Origin of the sequence: Thalassomonas sp. M1454 (assembly GCF_007097525.1) — a bacterium.
Taxonomy (GTDB): Bacteria; Pseudomonadota; Gammaproteobacteria; order Enterobacterales; family Alteromonadaceae; genus Thalassotalea_A.
Genome location: NZ_VKDD01000003.1, coordinates 237,322 through 254,656, shown reverse-complemented (window position 1 = coordinate 254,656; position 17,335 = coordinate 237,322). Strand labels below are relative to the sequence as shown.

Genomic DNA, 17,335 nt, shown 5'->3' with positions numbered 1-17,335 from the left:
TTAGAGAATAACTATGTATTTTCATGATTTATTAAGAACTATGGTGAGTCAGAACGCATCTGATTTATTCATTACAGTGAAAATGTCGCCGAGTGCAAAAATCAATGGTGAGCTAACCGCTATTGATGACAAGATTTTAACGAAAGAAGATGCTTTAGAAATCGTTGAAGGCTCGATGACAGAGAAGCAAATTAAAGAATACCATCAATCTTTAGAATGTAACTATGCGATTTTTGTTGAAGGCATTGGTCGTTTCCGTGTTTCTGCATTTTGGCAGCGTGAAATGCCTGGAATGGTTGTACGTAGGATTGTTACCGATATTCCTGATGTTGATAAGCTTGGCTTACCTCCGGTATTAAAAGATGTGGTTATGTCGAAAAAAGGCTTAGTGCTTTTTGTTGGTGGTACCGGTACAGGTAAATCAACATCGATGGCTTCATTAATTGGCTATCGTAACCGTAATGCTCGTGGCCATATTTTAACCATCGAGGACCCTGTAGAGTTTGTGCATGAGCATGGCAAGTCAATGATCACTCAGCGTGAAGTTGGCATGGATACCGAGTCATTTGATGCCGCACTTAAAAGTTCTCTTCGTCAAGCGCCTGATGTTATCTTAATTGGTGAGATCCGCTCACAAGAGATCATGGAACATGCATTAAGTTTTGCTGAAACCGGGCATTTATGTATTGCTACTCTGCATGCTAACAATGCCAACCAAGCAATTGACCGTATTATGCATTTAGTACCAGCTGATCAACATGGTAAGTTATTATTTGATTTGGCCTTAAACTTACGCGGTATTATCGCGCAACAACTAGTGCCGACTCGTGATGGTGAAGGCCGTAAAGCGGCAATCGAAATTTTACTTAATTCCCCTTATGTTGGAGAGTTAATTAAAAAAGGTGCGGTTGGCGACATCAAAGAAGTTATGGCTAAATCGCGTGAGCTTGGCATGCAAACCTTTGACCAAGCCTTATTTGATTTATATGAGTCTGGTGATATTAGTTACACAGACGCATTACATAATGCTGATTCTCCGAACGATTTACGCTTAATGATCAAACTCCGCAGTAATGATCAAGGTGGCGTTGGTGCACTTAAAGGTGCAACATTGGATGGATTAGATTAATAGGCTTAACAGCGATTAATAATGCTCTTTAAAAGCCAACTTTAGTGTTGGCTTTTTTTTATTTAAAAAACGTTTAGCCGTCTAGACGTAAAAAGGTAGATTTATTTTTTTAATCAGGGTAGAATTCTCGCCATTATCAATAAATAGATTTATTAGTGGGCTAATTTTGCTGTTCATTCGTATCTATTTGTGAATTTATTAAAGATTAAGAGACATTATGACTAAACATTATTTCACTTCAGAATCAGTATCTGAAGGTCACCCAGATAAAATCGCAGATCAAATCTCTGATGCCGTACTTGATGCTATTATTGCTGAAGATAAAAATGCACGTGTTGCGTGTGAGACCATGGTTAAAACTGGCGTGGCAATTATCTCAGGTGAAGTTACAACTAAAGCTTGGGTTGATTTAGAAACCATCACTCGTAATGTTATCAGTGATATTGGTTATACATCATCAGATGTAGGCTTTGACGGTGAAACTTGTGGCATCATGAATTTAATTGGTCAACAGTCACCAGAGATTGCGCAAGGTGTTGATAGAACAAGCCCTGAAGAGCAAGGTGCAGGTGATCAAGGTTTAATGTTTGGTTATGCAACCAATGAAACTGAAACTCTTATGCCGGCGCCTTTATACTATTCTCATCGTTTAGTAGAGCGTCAAGCTGAAGCTCGTAAATCTGGTGTACTACCATGGTTACGCCCAGATGCTAAATCACAAGTTACCTTTATTTATGAAAATAATAAGCCGGTAGCAATCGATACAGTAGTTTTATCAACTCAGCATAACCCTGATATTTCACAAGAAGATTTACACACAGCGGTAATGGAAAATATTATCAAGCACACATTACCAGAAGAATTATTAACTGCTGATACAAAGTACCACATTAACCCAACTGGTCGTTTTGTGATTGGCGGTCCTGTTGGCGATTGTGGTTTAACTGGTCGTAAGATTATTGTTGATACTTATGGTGGTATGGCTCGTCACGGTGGTGGTGCTTTCTCTGGTAAAGATCCATCAAAAGTAGACCGTAGTGCAGCGTACGCGGGTCGTTATGTTGCTAAAAACATTGTTGCAGCTGGTCTTGCCGATCGTTGTGAAATCCAAGTTTCATATGCTATCGGTGTTGCAGAGCCAACGTCTATCTCTATCGAAACCTTTGGTACAGGTAAAGTTAGCGAAGAAAAGTTAGTAGAAATCGTTCGTGAAAATTTCGATTTACGTCCATACGGTATCACTAAGATGCTAGATTTATTACACCCTATGTATCAGCTTACTGCAGCTTACGGTCACTTTGGTCGTGAGCCATTTGAAGTGACAGTGGGCAATGATACCTTTACTGCATTTACTTGGGAAAAAACTGATAAAGCGGACGCACTAAGAGCAGCTGCTGGTTTATAAGCTAAACTCAATAATAGACAGTTAATAAATTATTTTTAAGGCCAAGTTAATACTTGGCCTTTTTGTTGTTATAGCTATTTTATTAGCTCCATCAGAGGTGGTCGTTAGACGATACAAAATGATCGAATGTTTATTCAACTTGGTATTAATTGTAGTTAACTATTGTTTATTAATAACTTAGCCCTTATCTTTAAGGTAATGATTTATATGAGTGATTTCGCTATATGAGTAATCCTAGAATTTTTCAGGAAACAGAATTTACGGTAGGTAATGAAACAGCATTATCTGATGATGCTTTTGGTCATGTTATCCGCGTTTTGCGCTTAAAGGTGGGTGATGAGCTTACCTTTTTTAATGGTGATGGCAGTGATTATCCAGCCATTTTAACCGAAGTGAATAAAAAAAATGCTAAGGCTGAAGTGAAATCTGGCGTTGCAATTGGCAATGAATCACCACTTAATATCCATTTAGGTCAGGGGATATCACGTGGTGATCGCATGGACTTTACTTTACAAAAATCGGTTGAGCTGGGGGTAAATACTATTACTCCTCTATTTACTGAACGTTGTGGAGTAAAATTAAACGCCGAGCGTTTAGAAAAAAAGCGACAGCAATGGCAAAAAATAGTCATAAGTGCTTGTGAACAAAGTGGACGAGCGGTTGTTCCACAGGTAAGAGCGCCTATGGCATTGCAAGAATGGCTTGATGAAGAAACTCAAGCATTAAAAATTAATTTACACCCAAGAGCTGAGCATTCGATAATGGGATTACCATTAAGCTCTAAACGTGTTCGTTTGTTGATCGGCCCGGAGGGGGGATTAACAGATGAAGAAATCGAATTAGCCAGTAACGGCAACTATACTGAAGTTTTACTCGGGCCACGAGTGCTTAGAACAGAAACTGCGGCTTTAACAGCAATTACTGCATTACAATGTAAATTTGGTGACTTGAGCTAATATCAATAATAGTGATTAGCTTAGATGCAAAAAATAAATTTAGGAAAATAAAATGGCAATTAAACTTGGCGTAATTATGGATCCAATCTCTACAGTAAATGTAGTTAAAGATTCAAGTATGGCGATGATGTTAGAAGCGCAAAAGCGTGGTTATGAAATTTATTATATGGAAATGAAGGATCTTTATTTAGATCAAGGTGAGTGTCGTGCTACAGCCGCAAAAGTTACCGTTTTTGATAACCCACAAAAGTGGTACGAGCTAGAAGAAAAGCAAGATATTGAAGTGGCTAGTTTAGATGCTGTTTTAATGCGTAAAGATCCACCTTTTGATACTGAGTACATTTACGCCACTTACATGTTAGAGCGCGCTGAATTAAAAGGTACGCTAATGGTGAACAAGCCACAAAGCTTACGTGATTGTAATGAAAAATTATTTACCGCGTGGTTTGCAGACTTAACCCCGCGCACATTAGTTACTCGTAGTGCCCAGCGTATTCGTGATTTTCACAGTGAACATAAAGATATCATTATAAAGCCACTCGATGGTATGGGGGGCTCTTCGATATTTAGAATGGGACCAGGTGAATCGAACGTTGGCGTTATTATTGAAACATTAACAAATCACGGCAGTATGTATGCCATGGTGCAAGAGTATATGCCAGAGATCCTTGAAGGTGATAAGCGAATATTGATTGTTAATGGTGAACCAATGCCATATTGCTTAGCGCGTATTCCTGCTCAAGGTGAAACGCGTGGCAACTTAGCCGCAGGTGGTCGTGGCGAAGCTCGTCCATTATCTGCAAGTGATAGATTAATCGCAGAAACTATTGCACCTGAGCTTAAAAAGCGAGGCTTATACTTTGTTGGCTTAGATGTAATTGGAGATAAAGTTACTGAGATTAATGTTACTAGCCCAACTTGTATCAGAGAAATAGAAGCGGCATTCCCAATTAATATTAGTGGCAAGTTAATGGATGCAATTGAAGAGCAATTGCAAACTAAGTAGTTATTTATCAAAGTGAGTAAGGAGCGTTTATGGATAGTTTAGAAAATCAATTTTTGATAGCCATGCCTAGCTTGAACGATCCTTATTTTCATAAAACGGTTACCTATATTTGTGAACATAATGATAGTGGTGCTATGGGGTTAGTGATTAATATTCCTGTGCGCATTAGCTTAAAAGAATTACTTTCTCAATTTAAAGAGAGCAGTGAGGACGATAACGTCGAATCATTAAGTCAACGAGTATTAGCTGGCGGTCCTGTTGCTCCTGATCGTGGTTTTGTTTTACATAGTAGTCAAGCTGGCTGGGATAGTTCTTTAGAGCTAGGTAAAGATATTATGATCACGACATCAAAAGATATTTTAGCTGCGCTAGGTACTGATGATGCCCCTGAGAAATTTATGGTTGCTTTAGGTTATGCTGGGTGGTCACCTGGGCAATTAGAAGCTGAAATTCAGCAAAATTCTTGGTTAAATATCCCCGCTGATGCAGAAATATTATTTGATACACCAATTGAACTAAGATGGCAGAAAGCTGCAGAAAAGCTGGGTATAGATCTCGGCCATTTATCTTCTGACGTTGGTCATGCATAAAAACTTTATATTGGTATAACTAAGAGAGAGCTATGTCTGTTGTAGGTATTGGCAATGATATTGTTGAAATAGGGCGTATTAAAGCCATGGCTGAAAAAGCCAGAGAGCGTTTGGCTATAAGAGTTTTAACAGAGCTTGAATATCAAACCTATCAAAATAGCAAACAAGCGGTTAGTTTTTTAGCAAAGCGCTGGGCTGGGAAAGAAGCCGCAGCAAAAGCTCTTGGCAGGGGCATTGCCGATGGCATATCGTTTCAACACTTTGAAATTAGTAATTTAGAAAGTGGTCAACCGATCCTAACTTTAACTGGAAGAGCGCTTGAAATAGCAAAGCAAATGCAAGCTCAACATTTTCATATTAGCTTATCTGATGAGAAAGAGTACGCTTTAGCTTTTGTGGTGTTATCCCGTTAATCAGATAAATAATCACTAACTCTGACCTTTAAGTTTCTAATTCTCTATTAGCTCTTGTATGTGGTTCTGCTGAAAAAATGCATCAGCTGATTCAAGGATCTTATCTATTTCATCAAACAGCTCTAACAACTCAGGCTCAATATCATCACAACTAAAACCACTTTTAATATTTGATTCTATTTGCAGGCTAATTTTCTCTAAACTAGGCACCCCGTTATAACAACATGCACCATTGAGTTTATGAATTTCACTTCCTAAGCTAGGTAAGTCAGCTTGTTTCATATTTTGTTCAATCAATGATTTAGTTGCTGGTAGAGAGGCTACTAACATAGTCAGCATTTCAGCGGCCAGCTCAGGTTTATTTGCCGCCCTTGATAATGCAAGGTTCCAATCGAATATGCCGATGAACTCTGATTCAGTTTGCACCGCGACTAATTGTGAATGACTGTCAACTAAGCCCTGGTGAGGTAGTTCTATATTGGTATGCTCATAAATAAGGTGGGTAAGCATCGTTTCATCAACAGGTTTTGTCATATAACCATCAAATCCAGATTCAATTAAGTTGTTTTTCTCTCCCGGCATAGCGTGGGCTGTAACTGCGATAATGCTTGTATCAAGGTTCATTGAATCTAATTTAATTTTTTGCGTTGCCGTTACCCCATCCATGATTGGCATTTGTACATCCATAAAAATGATGGCAAAAGTTTCTTTTTGGCACAGTAGTAAAGCTTCTCTACCATTGGTTGCGGTGACAATATGTTCTACTTTTTCTGCCAGCAAGGTAGTCATCAATTTTAAATTAGCTTCGTTGTCATCAACAGCGAGTACTTTTATAGGTAGTTTTTCAGGTGTAAACGCGGCCTTATTTTTACTGATTAGCTTTTTGGTTTTAGTTGAAAGGTATTTGTCTAAAATAGTTGACGTAATTGGTTTACTAATACAAGAGCTAGCGCCTGCGTTAATAAAGGTATCTTTTAAATTTAACGAGCTATTGTTTATGGCAATATGTATTTGCTCAACTGATGGTTTTAATGCTTGGATAATATTTTTTATATCATCGATGTTTGTCGCTGTTACAGTAAAACCGAGTAAAGCAAAGTCATAATTTTTAAGATGCTGCTTAAGAGTTAAATCTTGCAGAGAGGTGACCGCGGTTACTTGCATTTTCCATGAGTTAAGAATATCTATTGTAGCTAAGCGACTGTGTGGGTGCGGCTCATAATAAAGAATGCTTTTATTAATAAGATCTGTCGGTAAAATAATATCATCAATAGGTAGTTGATTAAGTTCACATTGAAATTTGAAGGTAAATTCTGAACCATGATTTTGTTGTGAATTAAAGCTAATATCACCAGACATTTCTTGTGCTAAGTGTTTAGCAATAATTAACCCTAAACCAGTACCGCCGTATAATCTGGTGATACTTTTATCCGCTTGGCCAAATGCTTCAAATAAACTTTCTTGTTGCGCCTCGTTAATTCCGATACCTGTATCGGTAACGATAATTGTTATTTCTACATTTAAATCTTCTAATAACTCATAGTTGATATCAACTGTGATGCTGCCCTTTTCAGTAAACTTAATGGCATTACCTAATAGGTTAATCACCACTTGTTTCACACGCATCGCATCACCGATAAGTGAATTTGGAATATCAGCATTGATATTTACAGATAACTCCAAGTTCTTTTGATGTGCTTGCTGGGAAAGTAAAATAATGACTTCATCAATTGAATTTCTGAACGAGAATGGAATTTTTTCAATAACCATATGTCCAGAGTCTAACTTTGAAAAATCAAGAATGTCATTAATGATACTTAGCAGATTGTTTGCTGAGCCATCAATCGTAGTTAAAAATTCACGTTGATTATCGCTCAGAGGTGTTTTTAATACTTGTTTGGTAAAGCCGATCACACCATTTAGCGGAGTACGTAACTCGTGACTCATATTAGCTAAAAATTCTGATTTTACTTGGCTCGCTTGCTGAGCATTTTTTCTTTCTAGATCTAATTCTACGTTTTGTGCCTCAAAACGTTCTAAGGTTTCACGCATATCTAAAGTGGCTTGATCAATATTTTCCTCAAGATCTAATTGGTAGTCTTGAATGGCTTGCGCCATGTTATTAATGCCAATGCGTAGGAATTCAATCTCTCCCTCACAAACTTTCTCAGCTCGAGCCGACAGTATTCCTTCTCTTATGCTTAATACGGTTTTATTCATGTCTTTAATTGGCACAGATAACATGCGCATTAATTTACGACTAAATAAGCTACAAATAATAGAAGCTAACATTAAAGATACGAGAGAACTAAATAGCATGTCTAGCTGTTTGGCGGCAATGGTTCTTTCGGTAACATTTATTACCAAGTAACCGTATAACCTTTCAAAAGAAGGCATGCCATCTATGGACGGTCGTAAATGTCTGATTGGTTTATAAAGCGCATAACCACCATCGATAATTTTTTTATGTTGGACCATGGTATCAATTGGGCCATCTTCATATCGAAAGCTGCGCGGAGAATAACGTTGTGATGTACTTAAAATTGATTTGTTGTCGATGTCGTAGACAAATACGGTACGAACTATTTCTGAATTATCATTGTGCAGTAAGTTGGCAAAGATATTGATGCCTTGGAAATTTTGAATTTCTATCGCATGGGCAGTCGATTGAGAAATAGCTTCTGCAATAATTTGAGTTTTCTCTTCAATGCCTTGTTTTAAATCACTGGTTCTATCACTAGCAAATAGAATACCGAGTAATACCCCAACGATAACTGTAGGGAAAAGGGTAAGAAATAATATCCATTCTCTTAGGGATACTTTATTCATCTTTGAGTAGAAATCCGTGTTATTATTGAATTATTGATTATACCAAGCCAACTCATTTAATAACTTGGTATTAGTATCATCATCTCACAAGCTTGTCGAAGGTCAACATATAAATGGTTAATTTTTATAAACCGAGTGCTAAAAAAAACAACTTGAATCAGACCTTTACTATAGATATTGAACGCTTAGATATCAATGGTGATGGTGTTGCAAGACTCAACAAAAAGCCTGTTTTTGTCAGTGGAGCATTACCCGGTGAGCAGGCGACGGTTAAAGTTATTGAAGAAAAATCAAAATATTTACGTGCAAAAGTAATAAAGTTAACTAATTTATCCTCGCAAAGAGCGCAGCCAGAGTGTAAACATTTTTATCAGTGTGGCGGCTGTGACTTACAGCATATGCAAACTCAGGCACAGCTTTCTTATAAGCAAAATAAAGTAGCTGAGTTACTTCGCCGTAATGCTGAGCTTATAGATTTACCTTGGTGTGAACCATTAACATCGCCTTCATTAGGGTATCGCCGTAAGGCTCGTATTGGGGTGCAATATAATAAGCACGCTCAGGCTATTGTTGGTTTTAGACAAAAAAATTCAAATACATTAACAGCAATTAAGTCATGTCCAATTTTAACTTCTACTTTTAGCCAAGAATTTAGTGAGTTTACAGCGGTTATTAATGCCTTATCGGCCAAAAAAGCGATTTCACATATTGAAGTTATCGCAGCAGATCAGCCAAGAGTTATTTTTCGCCATATACGAGATTTAGCAAAAGCAGATGTACAGTTATTAACTGACTTTACTCAAGACAAAGACTATCAACTAGTCTTGCAAAACGAAGATAGTATTGTTGATTTAAATAAACAAGCAACGCAAGCACTAACTTATCAAGCAGCTGGGTGTAAGTTTTCATTTAGTGAGACTGATTTTGTGCAAGTCAATGCTAATTTAAATCAACTAATGATTGAACAAGCTTGCCAGTGGTTAGAGTTAAGCGCTGAAGATAATGTGTTAGATTTATTTTGTGGTTTAGGTAACTTCAGCTTACCGATTGCTTTGCAAGTTAACTCTGTTATCGGCGTCGAAGGGGTTGATGCTATGGTTGAGCGAGCAACAACAAATAGTGGAATTAATGCATTAACCAATACTAAGTTTTACCAAGCGGATCTTAATGCTGAGCAATCTGATTGGCCATGGTTTAATGAAAATATAAATAAAGTCTTACTCGACCCAGCTAGAGCTGGTGCTCTTAATGCGGTTAAAAACATTGTCGAACTAAATATAAAAACGATACTCTATATATCCTGTGATCCGGCAACTATGGCTCGTGATGCAAAAGTCTTAATTGACAACGGCTATAGATTAGAAAAATTAGGTTTGATGGATATGTTTGCACAAACCCGCCATGTAGAAACAATGGCACTTTTTACTCGTAAATAAGTTTCAAGCATAGAATTAAAAATTAAAGTTTAGAATAGGTAACAACATGGTTTCAGTGAGAAAATCTCACCAGATGTCGTCAGAAAGTTTTGAGAATTGGTTAGCAGACTTAGATTTATCTGCACATAAAAGCCAAGCAATAGAAGCGTTATGGAATTCATTAAAAGACGTTTTTGCAGATAATTACGCAGCAGAGAAGAAAGCCTTAGAAATGGTCGAGATCCTTGCTAGTTTAAATTTAGATCGAGAGTCTTTATGCGCTGCAATGCTAGTCCCTTTAATTGAAAATGAAGTAATAGCATTAGACTCTATTGAAGAAAATCATGGTAAAGCCATTTTTACCTTGGTTAAAGGCGTTCATCAAATGGATGCTATTAGAAGTTTACAGCAACCAAGTGGTACTAAATTTGCCTCTGGACAAATCGATAACCTGCGTCGCATGTTACTTTCAATGGTGGAAGACGTGCGTGCTGTGGTAATTAAACTTGCCGAGCGTGTGTGCAACTTAATTGCCGTTAAAGATGCCGATGAAGAAACTCGTGTTCTTGCCGCCAAAGAAACTGCAGCCATTTACGCTCCGCTTGCTAATCGCTTAGGTATTGGTCAGTTAAAGTGGGAACTTGAAGATATCTCGTTTCGCTACTTACACCCAGTTACCTATAAAAATATTGCTAAATTACTCGATGAAAAACGTCTCGATCGTGAGCAATACATGCTTAATTTTGTGCAGTCTATTCAAGATAAACTGGACGAGTTAGGTATTAAAGGTAAAGTTTATGGCAGACCAAAGCATATCTACAGCATTTGGAAAAAAATGCAGCAAAAGTCACTCGACTTTACTCAGCTTTATGACGTTCGAGCAATGCGAATCGTGGTTGAACAATTACAAGACTGTTACGGTGCATTAGGTATTGTTCATACTAATTGGAAGCATTTACCGAGTGAGTTTGATGATTACGTTGCCACTCCTAAGCCAAATGGCTATCAGTCTATTCATACCGTAGTACTTGGGCCGGAAGGTAAGTCGGTTGAAATACAAATACGTACTCAACAAATGGATGATGATGCCGAGCTAGGTGTTGCTGCACACTGGCGTTACAAAGAAGGCTCTGCATCTGGCAAAGTGGGCGGCTTTGATGAAAAAATAAATTGGTTACGTAAGTTACTGCAATGGCAAGAAGATGTTAGCGACTCGGATGAGTTGGTTGATGAATTACGTAATGAAGTCTTTGAAGATCGTATTTATGTGTTTACCCCAAATGGCGATGTAATTGATTTACCTAATGGCTCGACGCCATTAGATTTTGCTTATTATATTCACTCCAACGTTGGTAATCGTTGTACTGGTGCTAAAGTAGATGGTCGTATTGTACCTTTTACTTATAAGCTTAAAACTGGTGAGCAGTTAGAAATATTAACTAGTAAAAATAGCAAGCCAGGGCGTGATTGGTTAAATCCTAATTTAGGCTACATTTTTACAGCAAGAGCGCGCTCTAAAGTACAGCACTTTTTTAAATTATTAGATAAAGACAAGCACATACAAACGGGTAAAGAGCAACTTGATAGTGAAATTCAACGCTTAGATTTAAGTGGTGTAGATTTTACTCCAGCAATGTTTAAACGCTTTAATGCAAATAACATAACAGAGTTACACGCTGCAATAGGTAATGGCTCAGTTAAGCTTGCACAAGTGGTAAATCAATTACAATTCCAGTTAGAAAAATCTAAGCCAGTTGCAGAAATTGATCCTAAATTAGTTATTCGTCAACAAGCTGAAAAACAGCATGTTGACAGTAATGGTATTACAGTCTCGGGTGTTGGTAATTTACTTACCCATATGGCTAAATGTTGCCAACCTGTGCCAGGAGATACTATTGAAGGCTTCATTACTCAAGGGCGTGGCATTTCAATTCATCGTAAAGACTGTGACCAATTACAAAATTTATTATCACAGTCTCCTGAGCGCTTAGTTGAAGTGCAATGGGGTAATATTCATAAGCATGTTTATCAAGCGGCTATTCAAATCACAGCGGGTGATCGCCAAGGTTTATTACGTGATGTAACGACCATTATTGCCAATGAAAAAACCAATGTATTAGATATGTCTTCTCGTTTAGATAACAAGCATCATCTATACATAATGGAGTTTAAATTGGAGGTAGCAAATAATGAAATTCTTGAGCGATTAATAAATAAAATTAATCAAATTGATGAAATTATGAGTGTAACTCGTATTCGTAGTTAACAGTGAATCAGGATTGATATAAGTGATGAAAGACGCACCGGCATCGATAGATAAACTGGTTTGGATCATGAGTAAATTACGTGATCCAAAGCAAGGTTGTCCTTGGGATTTGAAACAAAACTTTCAATCCATAGTACCTCATACGCTTGAAGAAGCGTATGAAGTGGCAGAGGCAATTGAAACTAATGACTATCAAGAGCTTGAACAAGAACTCGGTGACTTGTTGTTTCAAATAGTGTTTTATGCTCGTTTAGGACAAGAGCAAAACCGTTTTGATTTTAGCGATGTAGTAAGCGCTATTTGTGAAAAGCTTATGCGTCGTCATCCCCATATATTTGCTGAAGAAAGTTTTGCTAACGAAGCGGAAGTTTTAGTTAATTGGGAAAATGAAAAAGCCAAAGAACGCCTTGCCAAGAATCAACAACGTAGTGTGTTAGATGATATTCCAAAGGCATTACCTGCTTTATCGCAAGCTGCTAAAATCCAAAAACGTTGTGCCCATGTCGGTTTTGACTGGGATAATATTATTGATGTATTGGCTAAAGTAAAAGAAGAGGTCAATGAAGTTGAAGTAGAGTTAAATGCAGCAACGGTGAATCAAAAATTAGTTAACGAAGAAATTGGTGATTTACTATTTGCGGTGGTTAACTTAGCTCGTCATGCTAAACAAGACCCTGAAAAATTATTGCGCCAAGCAAGTCGCAAATTTACTAAACGTTTTCAATATATAGAGCAACACCATTTTCAGCAAAACCTTGATATCAAGCAATCTTCAATTGAGTATCTAGAATCGCTTTGGCTTAAAGCAAAAGCACAATAAAATTTTATTTTTAAGGGAAAACCATGATTTTCAGAATCAAAAACATAATTAAAGTAAGTGCGTTAGGGATACTGCTTAGCTCGCAAGCGAGTGTTGCCAATGAAGCTCCGCTAGTTTCAATCACCGCTCAAGATGCTTATTTCAATAATATTAAGCAATATTGCGGTAAAGCTTTTGCTGGTAAAATAACCGTTGATAATGCGCCATCAAGTAGCTTTAGTGATAAAGCCTTAATCATGCATGTACGTAAGTGTAGTGACAGTGAATTGCAAATCCCTTTTCATGTTGGTGATGATTCATCGCGAACATGGATAATAACCAAAACTGGTAGTGGTTTGTCATTAAAGCACGATCATCGCCACAAAGATGGTACTAGCGATGAATCAACTATGTACGGTGGACACACGCTAGATGCCGGTTGGCCGCAAGTACAATCATTCCCTGCCGATCAATATTCAAAAGAGCTGTTTGTGCGTTTAGGTATCCCACAATCAAATGGTAATACATGGCAAATGTATATTTATCCGGAAGTGTTCACTTATCGTATGGTTAGAGAAGGGCGCGAATTTAGGGTAGATTTTGATTTAACTAAAAGCATAACACCACCTAAAGCGCCTTGGGGTTATAAAGATTAATTGGGCCGATAAAGGTATTGTTTTTTACAATTGAGCTTGTTATAAAAATAATAAAAGGACGAATTTATGACGCAAAAAATAAGAAAACCTAAGAAAAAACCAGTAAAACATAAAGCTGTTAAGAAAGAAGCGAAATTTGCCGATAATGCTTTTTTATATACTGTGTTTATTGTGGTGCCTTTAATTGTTATTTTACTGTTAGTTTTATAACACTGTCTTTATAACTAGTCACATTAAGCAATATCAATACTGCCTGGGTTGATATTGCTAGTCCCTGTCACAAAAGCTTAACTCAAGCGTCATAGCTAAGTCATAAACCGATATTACTCTTAAGCACAACTTAAAGGAGTAATATGATGTTAAAAACTAATTCTCGAATCAATCTGATTCGAAAAAGAAGTGCAGCACATAAAGTTTACGTGCCAAGCAATGCCCGCGAAAACCAATATCTATTGGTTGAATTCAAACCTAGCTTAGCATTAGTTGAATTACTTACTAAAGGTAATTCATCTGATGTGTATTTTGCTGATTTTTATCGCCATTTAAGTCATCTATTTTTTGATTTATGTGAGCGTTTTGATTTAGCGAATGTGAGTTTTATTGCAAAAAACAAATTGGTTAGGGTTATGTTTTGTGAAGAGCAAAATGTGCTTGAAACAAAGCAGCAGTTACTGTTTATGTATAACCCTAAAATCCATACAGGTTTAAGAACGTTTTTTAATCCCGATTTATTAGCAGATAAGATTGAATTATTATTTTTAGCCACAGGTGACGATATTCGAGCTCAAGCGCCAAACTTTCACTTACGTGTAAGTAATTTGATGAATGCACTAGCTAAGCAGCTTAAGTTAGATGTTGGCTCATTTAAAATACGTGACCACCAGCATCTGACCTATGATATTTTTGCTAATAATAAAGGCAATAAAAATACAATTACACATGGCTTTAGGCCGATAAATACTCGCTATCAACAACAAGCTCTGCTAATGCCGGAAAGTAAAAATGATATGACATTTGCAGTAGCAAGTTTACCGATTAATAAGCTACTTTTACAAAGTTGTGAAATAGATGAGAGTGCCGATGACCCATATAATCCGCTTTATACTTACGTAAGTGATTTATTTGTAAAAATAGCAAAAAATTATAATTTAAATCAGTTAGCGTTAGTTGCTAATGGCAAAGTACCTATTATTCGACAAGACAATGAAAACTATGTATTACCACAAGGGGAGATTGTTAACCTAGGTTTTAAAACTGAAGGTAGTGGTGGGCTTTATGTGAGTCAATGGGATAGTAAAAACTTAGTCGATACCATTAAATTAGTATTTATAGCGACAGCGAACAATGCTAATCGCCGTGGCTATGGACGCTTCGTTAATCACCTAACTCAGGTATTAAAAGAGCTTTGCCGTGAACTAGGCTATTCAAAAGAAAAAGATACAATAACGTTAAGGTTCCACCAACACTTAATGTATTATCTTCCTAATATTGACAGCGACAATGAGCTTTAACTTTGAATTGTAGCGATTAATCTTCTTGCGCTAGCATGATCTCGGTGTTCACCTAAGTAAATTCCTTGCCATGTGCCAAGTGCAAGCTGACCGTTGGTGATAGGAACAGTTAGTTGGCAACCTAGTATTGAGCTTTTAATATGAGCAGGCATATCGTCAGGCCCTTCATAATCATGTTGATAATAAGGAGCGTTTTCGGGCACAAAACGATTAAAATGCTGTTCCATATCATAACGTACAGTAGGATCTGCATTTTCATTAATGGTTATTGAGGCTGAAGTATGCTGCAAAAATAAATGCATTAGGCCGGTTTCAATTTTACTTATATGAGGGAGTTGGCTTTTTATCTCATCAGTAATTAAATGAAAGCCTCTACTCTTAGATTTTACTATAACTTGTTGTTGATAAAACATATTTTTTCACTTTCCCTATACCTAGCCATACACTATTTAATTTATAACATATTCTTAAAGCGATGGGGCAATTGCTTATTGTCGTTTGTGTCTGTTTTTGCTACAATTGCGCCCCGTCCTGCTACACTGATAGCAAACACAATTTTCTGTTAATTCCTTATTTTTGGGCATCAAATGACAACAAGATATATTTTTGTAACTGGTGGGGTTGTATCATCCCTTGGTAAAGGCATAGCTGCAGCTTCAATGGCCGCTATTTTAGAAGCCCGTGGTTTAAAAGTAACCATGCTAAAACTTGATCCTTATATCAATGTTGATCCTGGTACCATGAGCCCAATTCAGCATGGTGAAGTATTTGTTACTAATGACGGTGCTGAAACTGACTTAGATTTAGGTCACTACGAGCGATTTATTCGCACCAAAATGACCAAGAAAAACAACTTTACTACTGGCCGAATTTATCAAGGTATTCTTGCACGCGAGCGTCGTGGTGAGTTTCTTGGCGCAACAATTCAAGTTATTCCTCATATTACTAATGATATTAAACGTCGAGTAATCGAAGGCGCTGAAGGTTACGATGTAGCCATGGTAGAAATTGGTGGTACAGTAGGTGACATCGAGTCACAACCATTCTTAGAAGCTATTCGTCAACTTGGTGTAGAAGTTGGCCGTGAACGTGCTATGTTCATGCACTTAACGCTTGTTCCTTACTTAGCTGCGTCGGGTGAAATTAAAACTAAACCAACTCAGCATTCTGTTAAAGAATTACGTTCAATTGGTATCTTCCCAGACATTCTTGTATGTCGTAGTGAAGGGCCTATTCCTGCAAATGAAAAAGCAAAGATTGCTTTATTCTGTAATGTAGAAGAGAAAGCTGTTGTGTCAATGCGTGACGTAAACAGCATCTATAAAATTCCAGCAATGCTTGTTGCTCAAGGTACCGACGAAATCGTTTGTAAACGCTTTGGCATTGATGCGCCTGTAGCTGACTTACATGAGTGGGAAACGGTATTATTTAAAGAAGCAAACCCTATGGGCGAAGTAACTATAGGTATGGTTGGTAAGTACATTGAATTACCTGATGCTTATAAATCGGTTAACGAGGCATTAAAACATGCCGGTATTCAAAATCAGCTGACTGTAAATATTAAGTACATTGATTCACAAAGCGTGGAAACAAAGGGCGAGGAAGCACTACAAGGTGTTGATGCGTTATTAGTTCCTGGTGGTTTTGGTGAGCGTGGCGTTGAAGGTAAAATTTTAACGGCTCAATATGCTCGTGAAAATAATGTGCCATATTTTGGTATTTGTTTAGGCATGCAAGTGGCGTTAATCGAATACGCTCGTAACGTTGCCAACATGGCTGATGCTCATTCAACAGAATTCAATGAAGAAACACAGCACCCGGTAGTTGGTTTAATTGAAGAATGGTTAGATGAAGACGGCCAAATCGAAATGCGTGATGCTAACTCAGATTTAGGCGGCACAATGCGTTTAGGTTCACAGCAATGTCATCTAGTTGCAGGTACTAAAGCAGCAGAAATTTATGGCGGCGAAAGTGTATTTGAGCGTCACCGTCACCGTTACGAAGTAAACAACAACTATCGCCAACAGTTATCTGATGCTGGTTTAGTATTCTCTGGTTTATCTGCGGATAAAAAATTAGTAGAGATGATCGAAATCCCAGAGCACTTATGGTTTGTTGCTGGTCAGTTCCACCCTGAGTTCAATTCGACTCCTCGTGATGGACACCCTTTATTTGAAAGTTTTGTTGCTGCTGCGTTTGAGCACCAAAAGTTACAAAGCAAATAATCAAATTTTGAAGCCGCAACCGTTTGTTGCGGCTTTATTATTTTTACGGCTTTATTTTTAATACAATCGTATCTTTTAAAACTGATCATAAAGATGAAAAAAAACATTGTAGCAACATGCAATTTTTAAAAGATT

15 protein-coding genes are annotated in these 17,335 nt (G+C 37.4%); 13 read left to right on the top strand and 2 right to left on the bottom strand.

The features are described from left to right. Window positions 1–7: 7 nt before the first annotated feature. The 6 genes from FNN08_RS09455 (at window position 8) to acpS (ending at window position 5,499) form a co-directional block, all read left to right on the top strand. Window positions 8–1,129 (top strand): PilT/PilU family type 4a pilus ATPase, encoded by a 1,122-nt coding sequence (locus FNN08_RS09455; protein WP_409574605.1) that lies wholly within the window; start codon window positions 8–10, stop codon window positions 1,127–1,129. 217 nt (window positions 1,130–1,346) lie between these two features. Beyond that, window positions 1,347–2,534 (top strand): methionine adenosyltransferase, encoded by a 1,188-nt coding sequence (gene metK, locus FNN08_RS09450; RefSeq protein ID WP_143585107.1) that lies wholly within the window; start codon window positions 1,347–1,349, stop codon window positions 2,532–2,534. A gap of 224 nt (window positions 2,535–2,758) precedes the next feature. Next, window positions 2,759–3,490: a 16S rRNA (uracil(1498)-N(3))-methyltransferase gene (rsmE, locus tag FNN08_RS09445; RefSeq protein ID WP_143585105.1), complete on the top strand. Its 732-nt coding sequence runs from the start codon at window positions 2,759–2,761 to the stop codon at window positions 3,488–3,490. Window positions 3,491–3,542: 52 nt separating this feature from the next. Next, on the top strand, window positions 3,543–4,496 hold the full coding sequence (gene gshB / locus FNN08_RS09440; RefSeq protein ID WP_143585103.1) for a glutathione synthase: 954 nt from the start codon (window positions 3,543–3,545) through the stop codon (window positions 4,494–4,496). A 29-nt stretch (window positions 4,497–4,525) separates the two neighbouring features. Then, window positions 4,526–5,086 (top strand): YqgE/AlgH family protein, encoded by a 561-nt coding sequence (locus FNN08_RS09435; protein ID WP_143585101.1) that lies wholly within the window; start codon window positions 4,526–4,528, stop codon window positions 5,084–5,086. A 32-nt stretch (window positions 5,087–5,118) separates the two neighbouring features. Beyond that, window positions 5,119–5,499, top strand: coding sequence for a holo-ACP synthase (acpS, locus tag FNN08_RS09430; RefSeq protein WP_143585099.1), 381 nt, complete (start codon window positions 5,119–5,121; stop codon window positions 5,497–5,499). 36 nt (window positions 5,500–5,535) lie between these two features. Here acpS and barA read toward each other — a convergent pair whose 3' ends face one another. Next, on the bottom strand, window positions 5,536–8,328 hold the full coding sequence (barA, locus tag FNN08_RS09425; protein WP_143585096.1) for a two-component sensor histidine kinase BarA: 2,793 nt from the start codon (window positions 8,326–8,328) through the stop codon (window positions 5,536–5,538). A 113-nt stretch (window positions 8,329–8,441) separates the two neighbouring features. Between barA and rlmD the strand changes: the two genes are divergently transcribed. From rlmD to FNN08_RS09400, 6 genes are all read left to right on the top strand, one after another. Continuing rightward, complete coding sequence (gene rlmD, locus FNN08_RS09420; RefSeq protein WP_143585094.1) at window positions 8,442–9,764, top strand: 23S rRNA (uracil(1939)-C(5))-methyltransferase RlmD; 1,323 nt, start codon at window positions 8,442–8,444, stop codon at window positions 9,762–9,764. A 46-nt stretch (window positions 9,765–9,810) separates the two neighbouring features. Then, on the top strand, window positions 9,811–12,009 hold the full coding sequence (relA, locus tag FNN08_RS09415; RefSeq protein ID WP_143585092.1) for a GTP diphosphokinase: 2,199 nt from the start codon (window positions 9,811–9,813) through the stop codon (window positions 12,007–12,009). A gap of 25 nt (window positions 12,010–12,034) precedes the next feature. Next, window positions 12,035–12,829, top strand: a complete 795-nt coding sequence (gene mazG, locus FNN08_RS09410; RefSeq protein WP_143585277.1) for a nucleoside triphosphate pyrophosphohydrolase — start codon at window positions 12,035–12,037, stop codon at window positions 12,827–12,829. 23 nt (window positions 12,830–12,852) lie between these two features. After that, window positions 12,853–13,464: a hypothetical protein gene (locus tag FNN08_RS09405; protein ID WP_409574602.1), complete on the top strand. Its 612-nt coding sequence runs from the start codon at window positions 12,853–12,855 to the stop codon at window positions 13,462–13,464. A gap of 66 nt (window positions 13,465–13,530) precedes the next feature. After that, on the top strand, window positions 13,531–13,674 hold the full coding sequence (locus FNN08_RS16360; RefSeq protein ID WP_185962614.1) for a hypothetical protein: 144 nt from the start codon (window positions 13,531–13,533) through the stop codon (window positions 13,672–13,674). Window positions 13,675–13,820: 146 nt separating this feature from the next. Next, the gene (locus FNN08_RS09400; protein ID WP_185962613.1) at window positions 13,821–14,975 is read left to right on the top strand and encodes a DUF3083 family protein; all 1,155 of its coding nucleotides are present in this window, start codon (window positions 13,821–13,823) and stop codon (window positions 14,973–14,975) included. On the opposite strand, the gene FNN08_RS09395 is transcribed toward FNN08_RS09400, so the two are convergent. Then, window positions 14,972–15,388 carry a secondary thiamine-phosphate synthase enzyme YjbQ gene (locus tag FNN08_RS09395; protein WP_143585088.1) on the bottom strand — a complete coding sequence of 139 codons (417 nt, stop codon included), beginning with the start codon at window positions 15,386–15,388 and terminating at the stop codon, window positions 14,972–14,974. The two genes, FNN08_RS09400 and FNN08_RS09395, sit on opposite strands and share 4 nt — an antisense overlap. A 174-nt stretch (window positions 15,389–15,562) precedes the next feature. Between FNN08_RS09395 and FNN08_RS09390 the strand changes: the two genes are divergently transcribed. After that, entirely contained in the window at window positions 15,563–17,200 is a 1,638-nt protein-coding gene (locus tag FNN08_RS09390) for a CTP synthase (RefSeq protein WP_143585086.1), read from the top strand. Window positions 17,201–17,335: the final 135 nt, after the last annotated feature.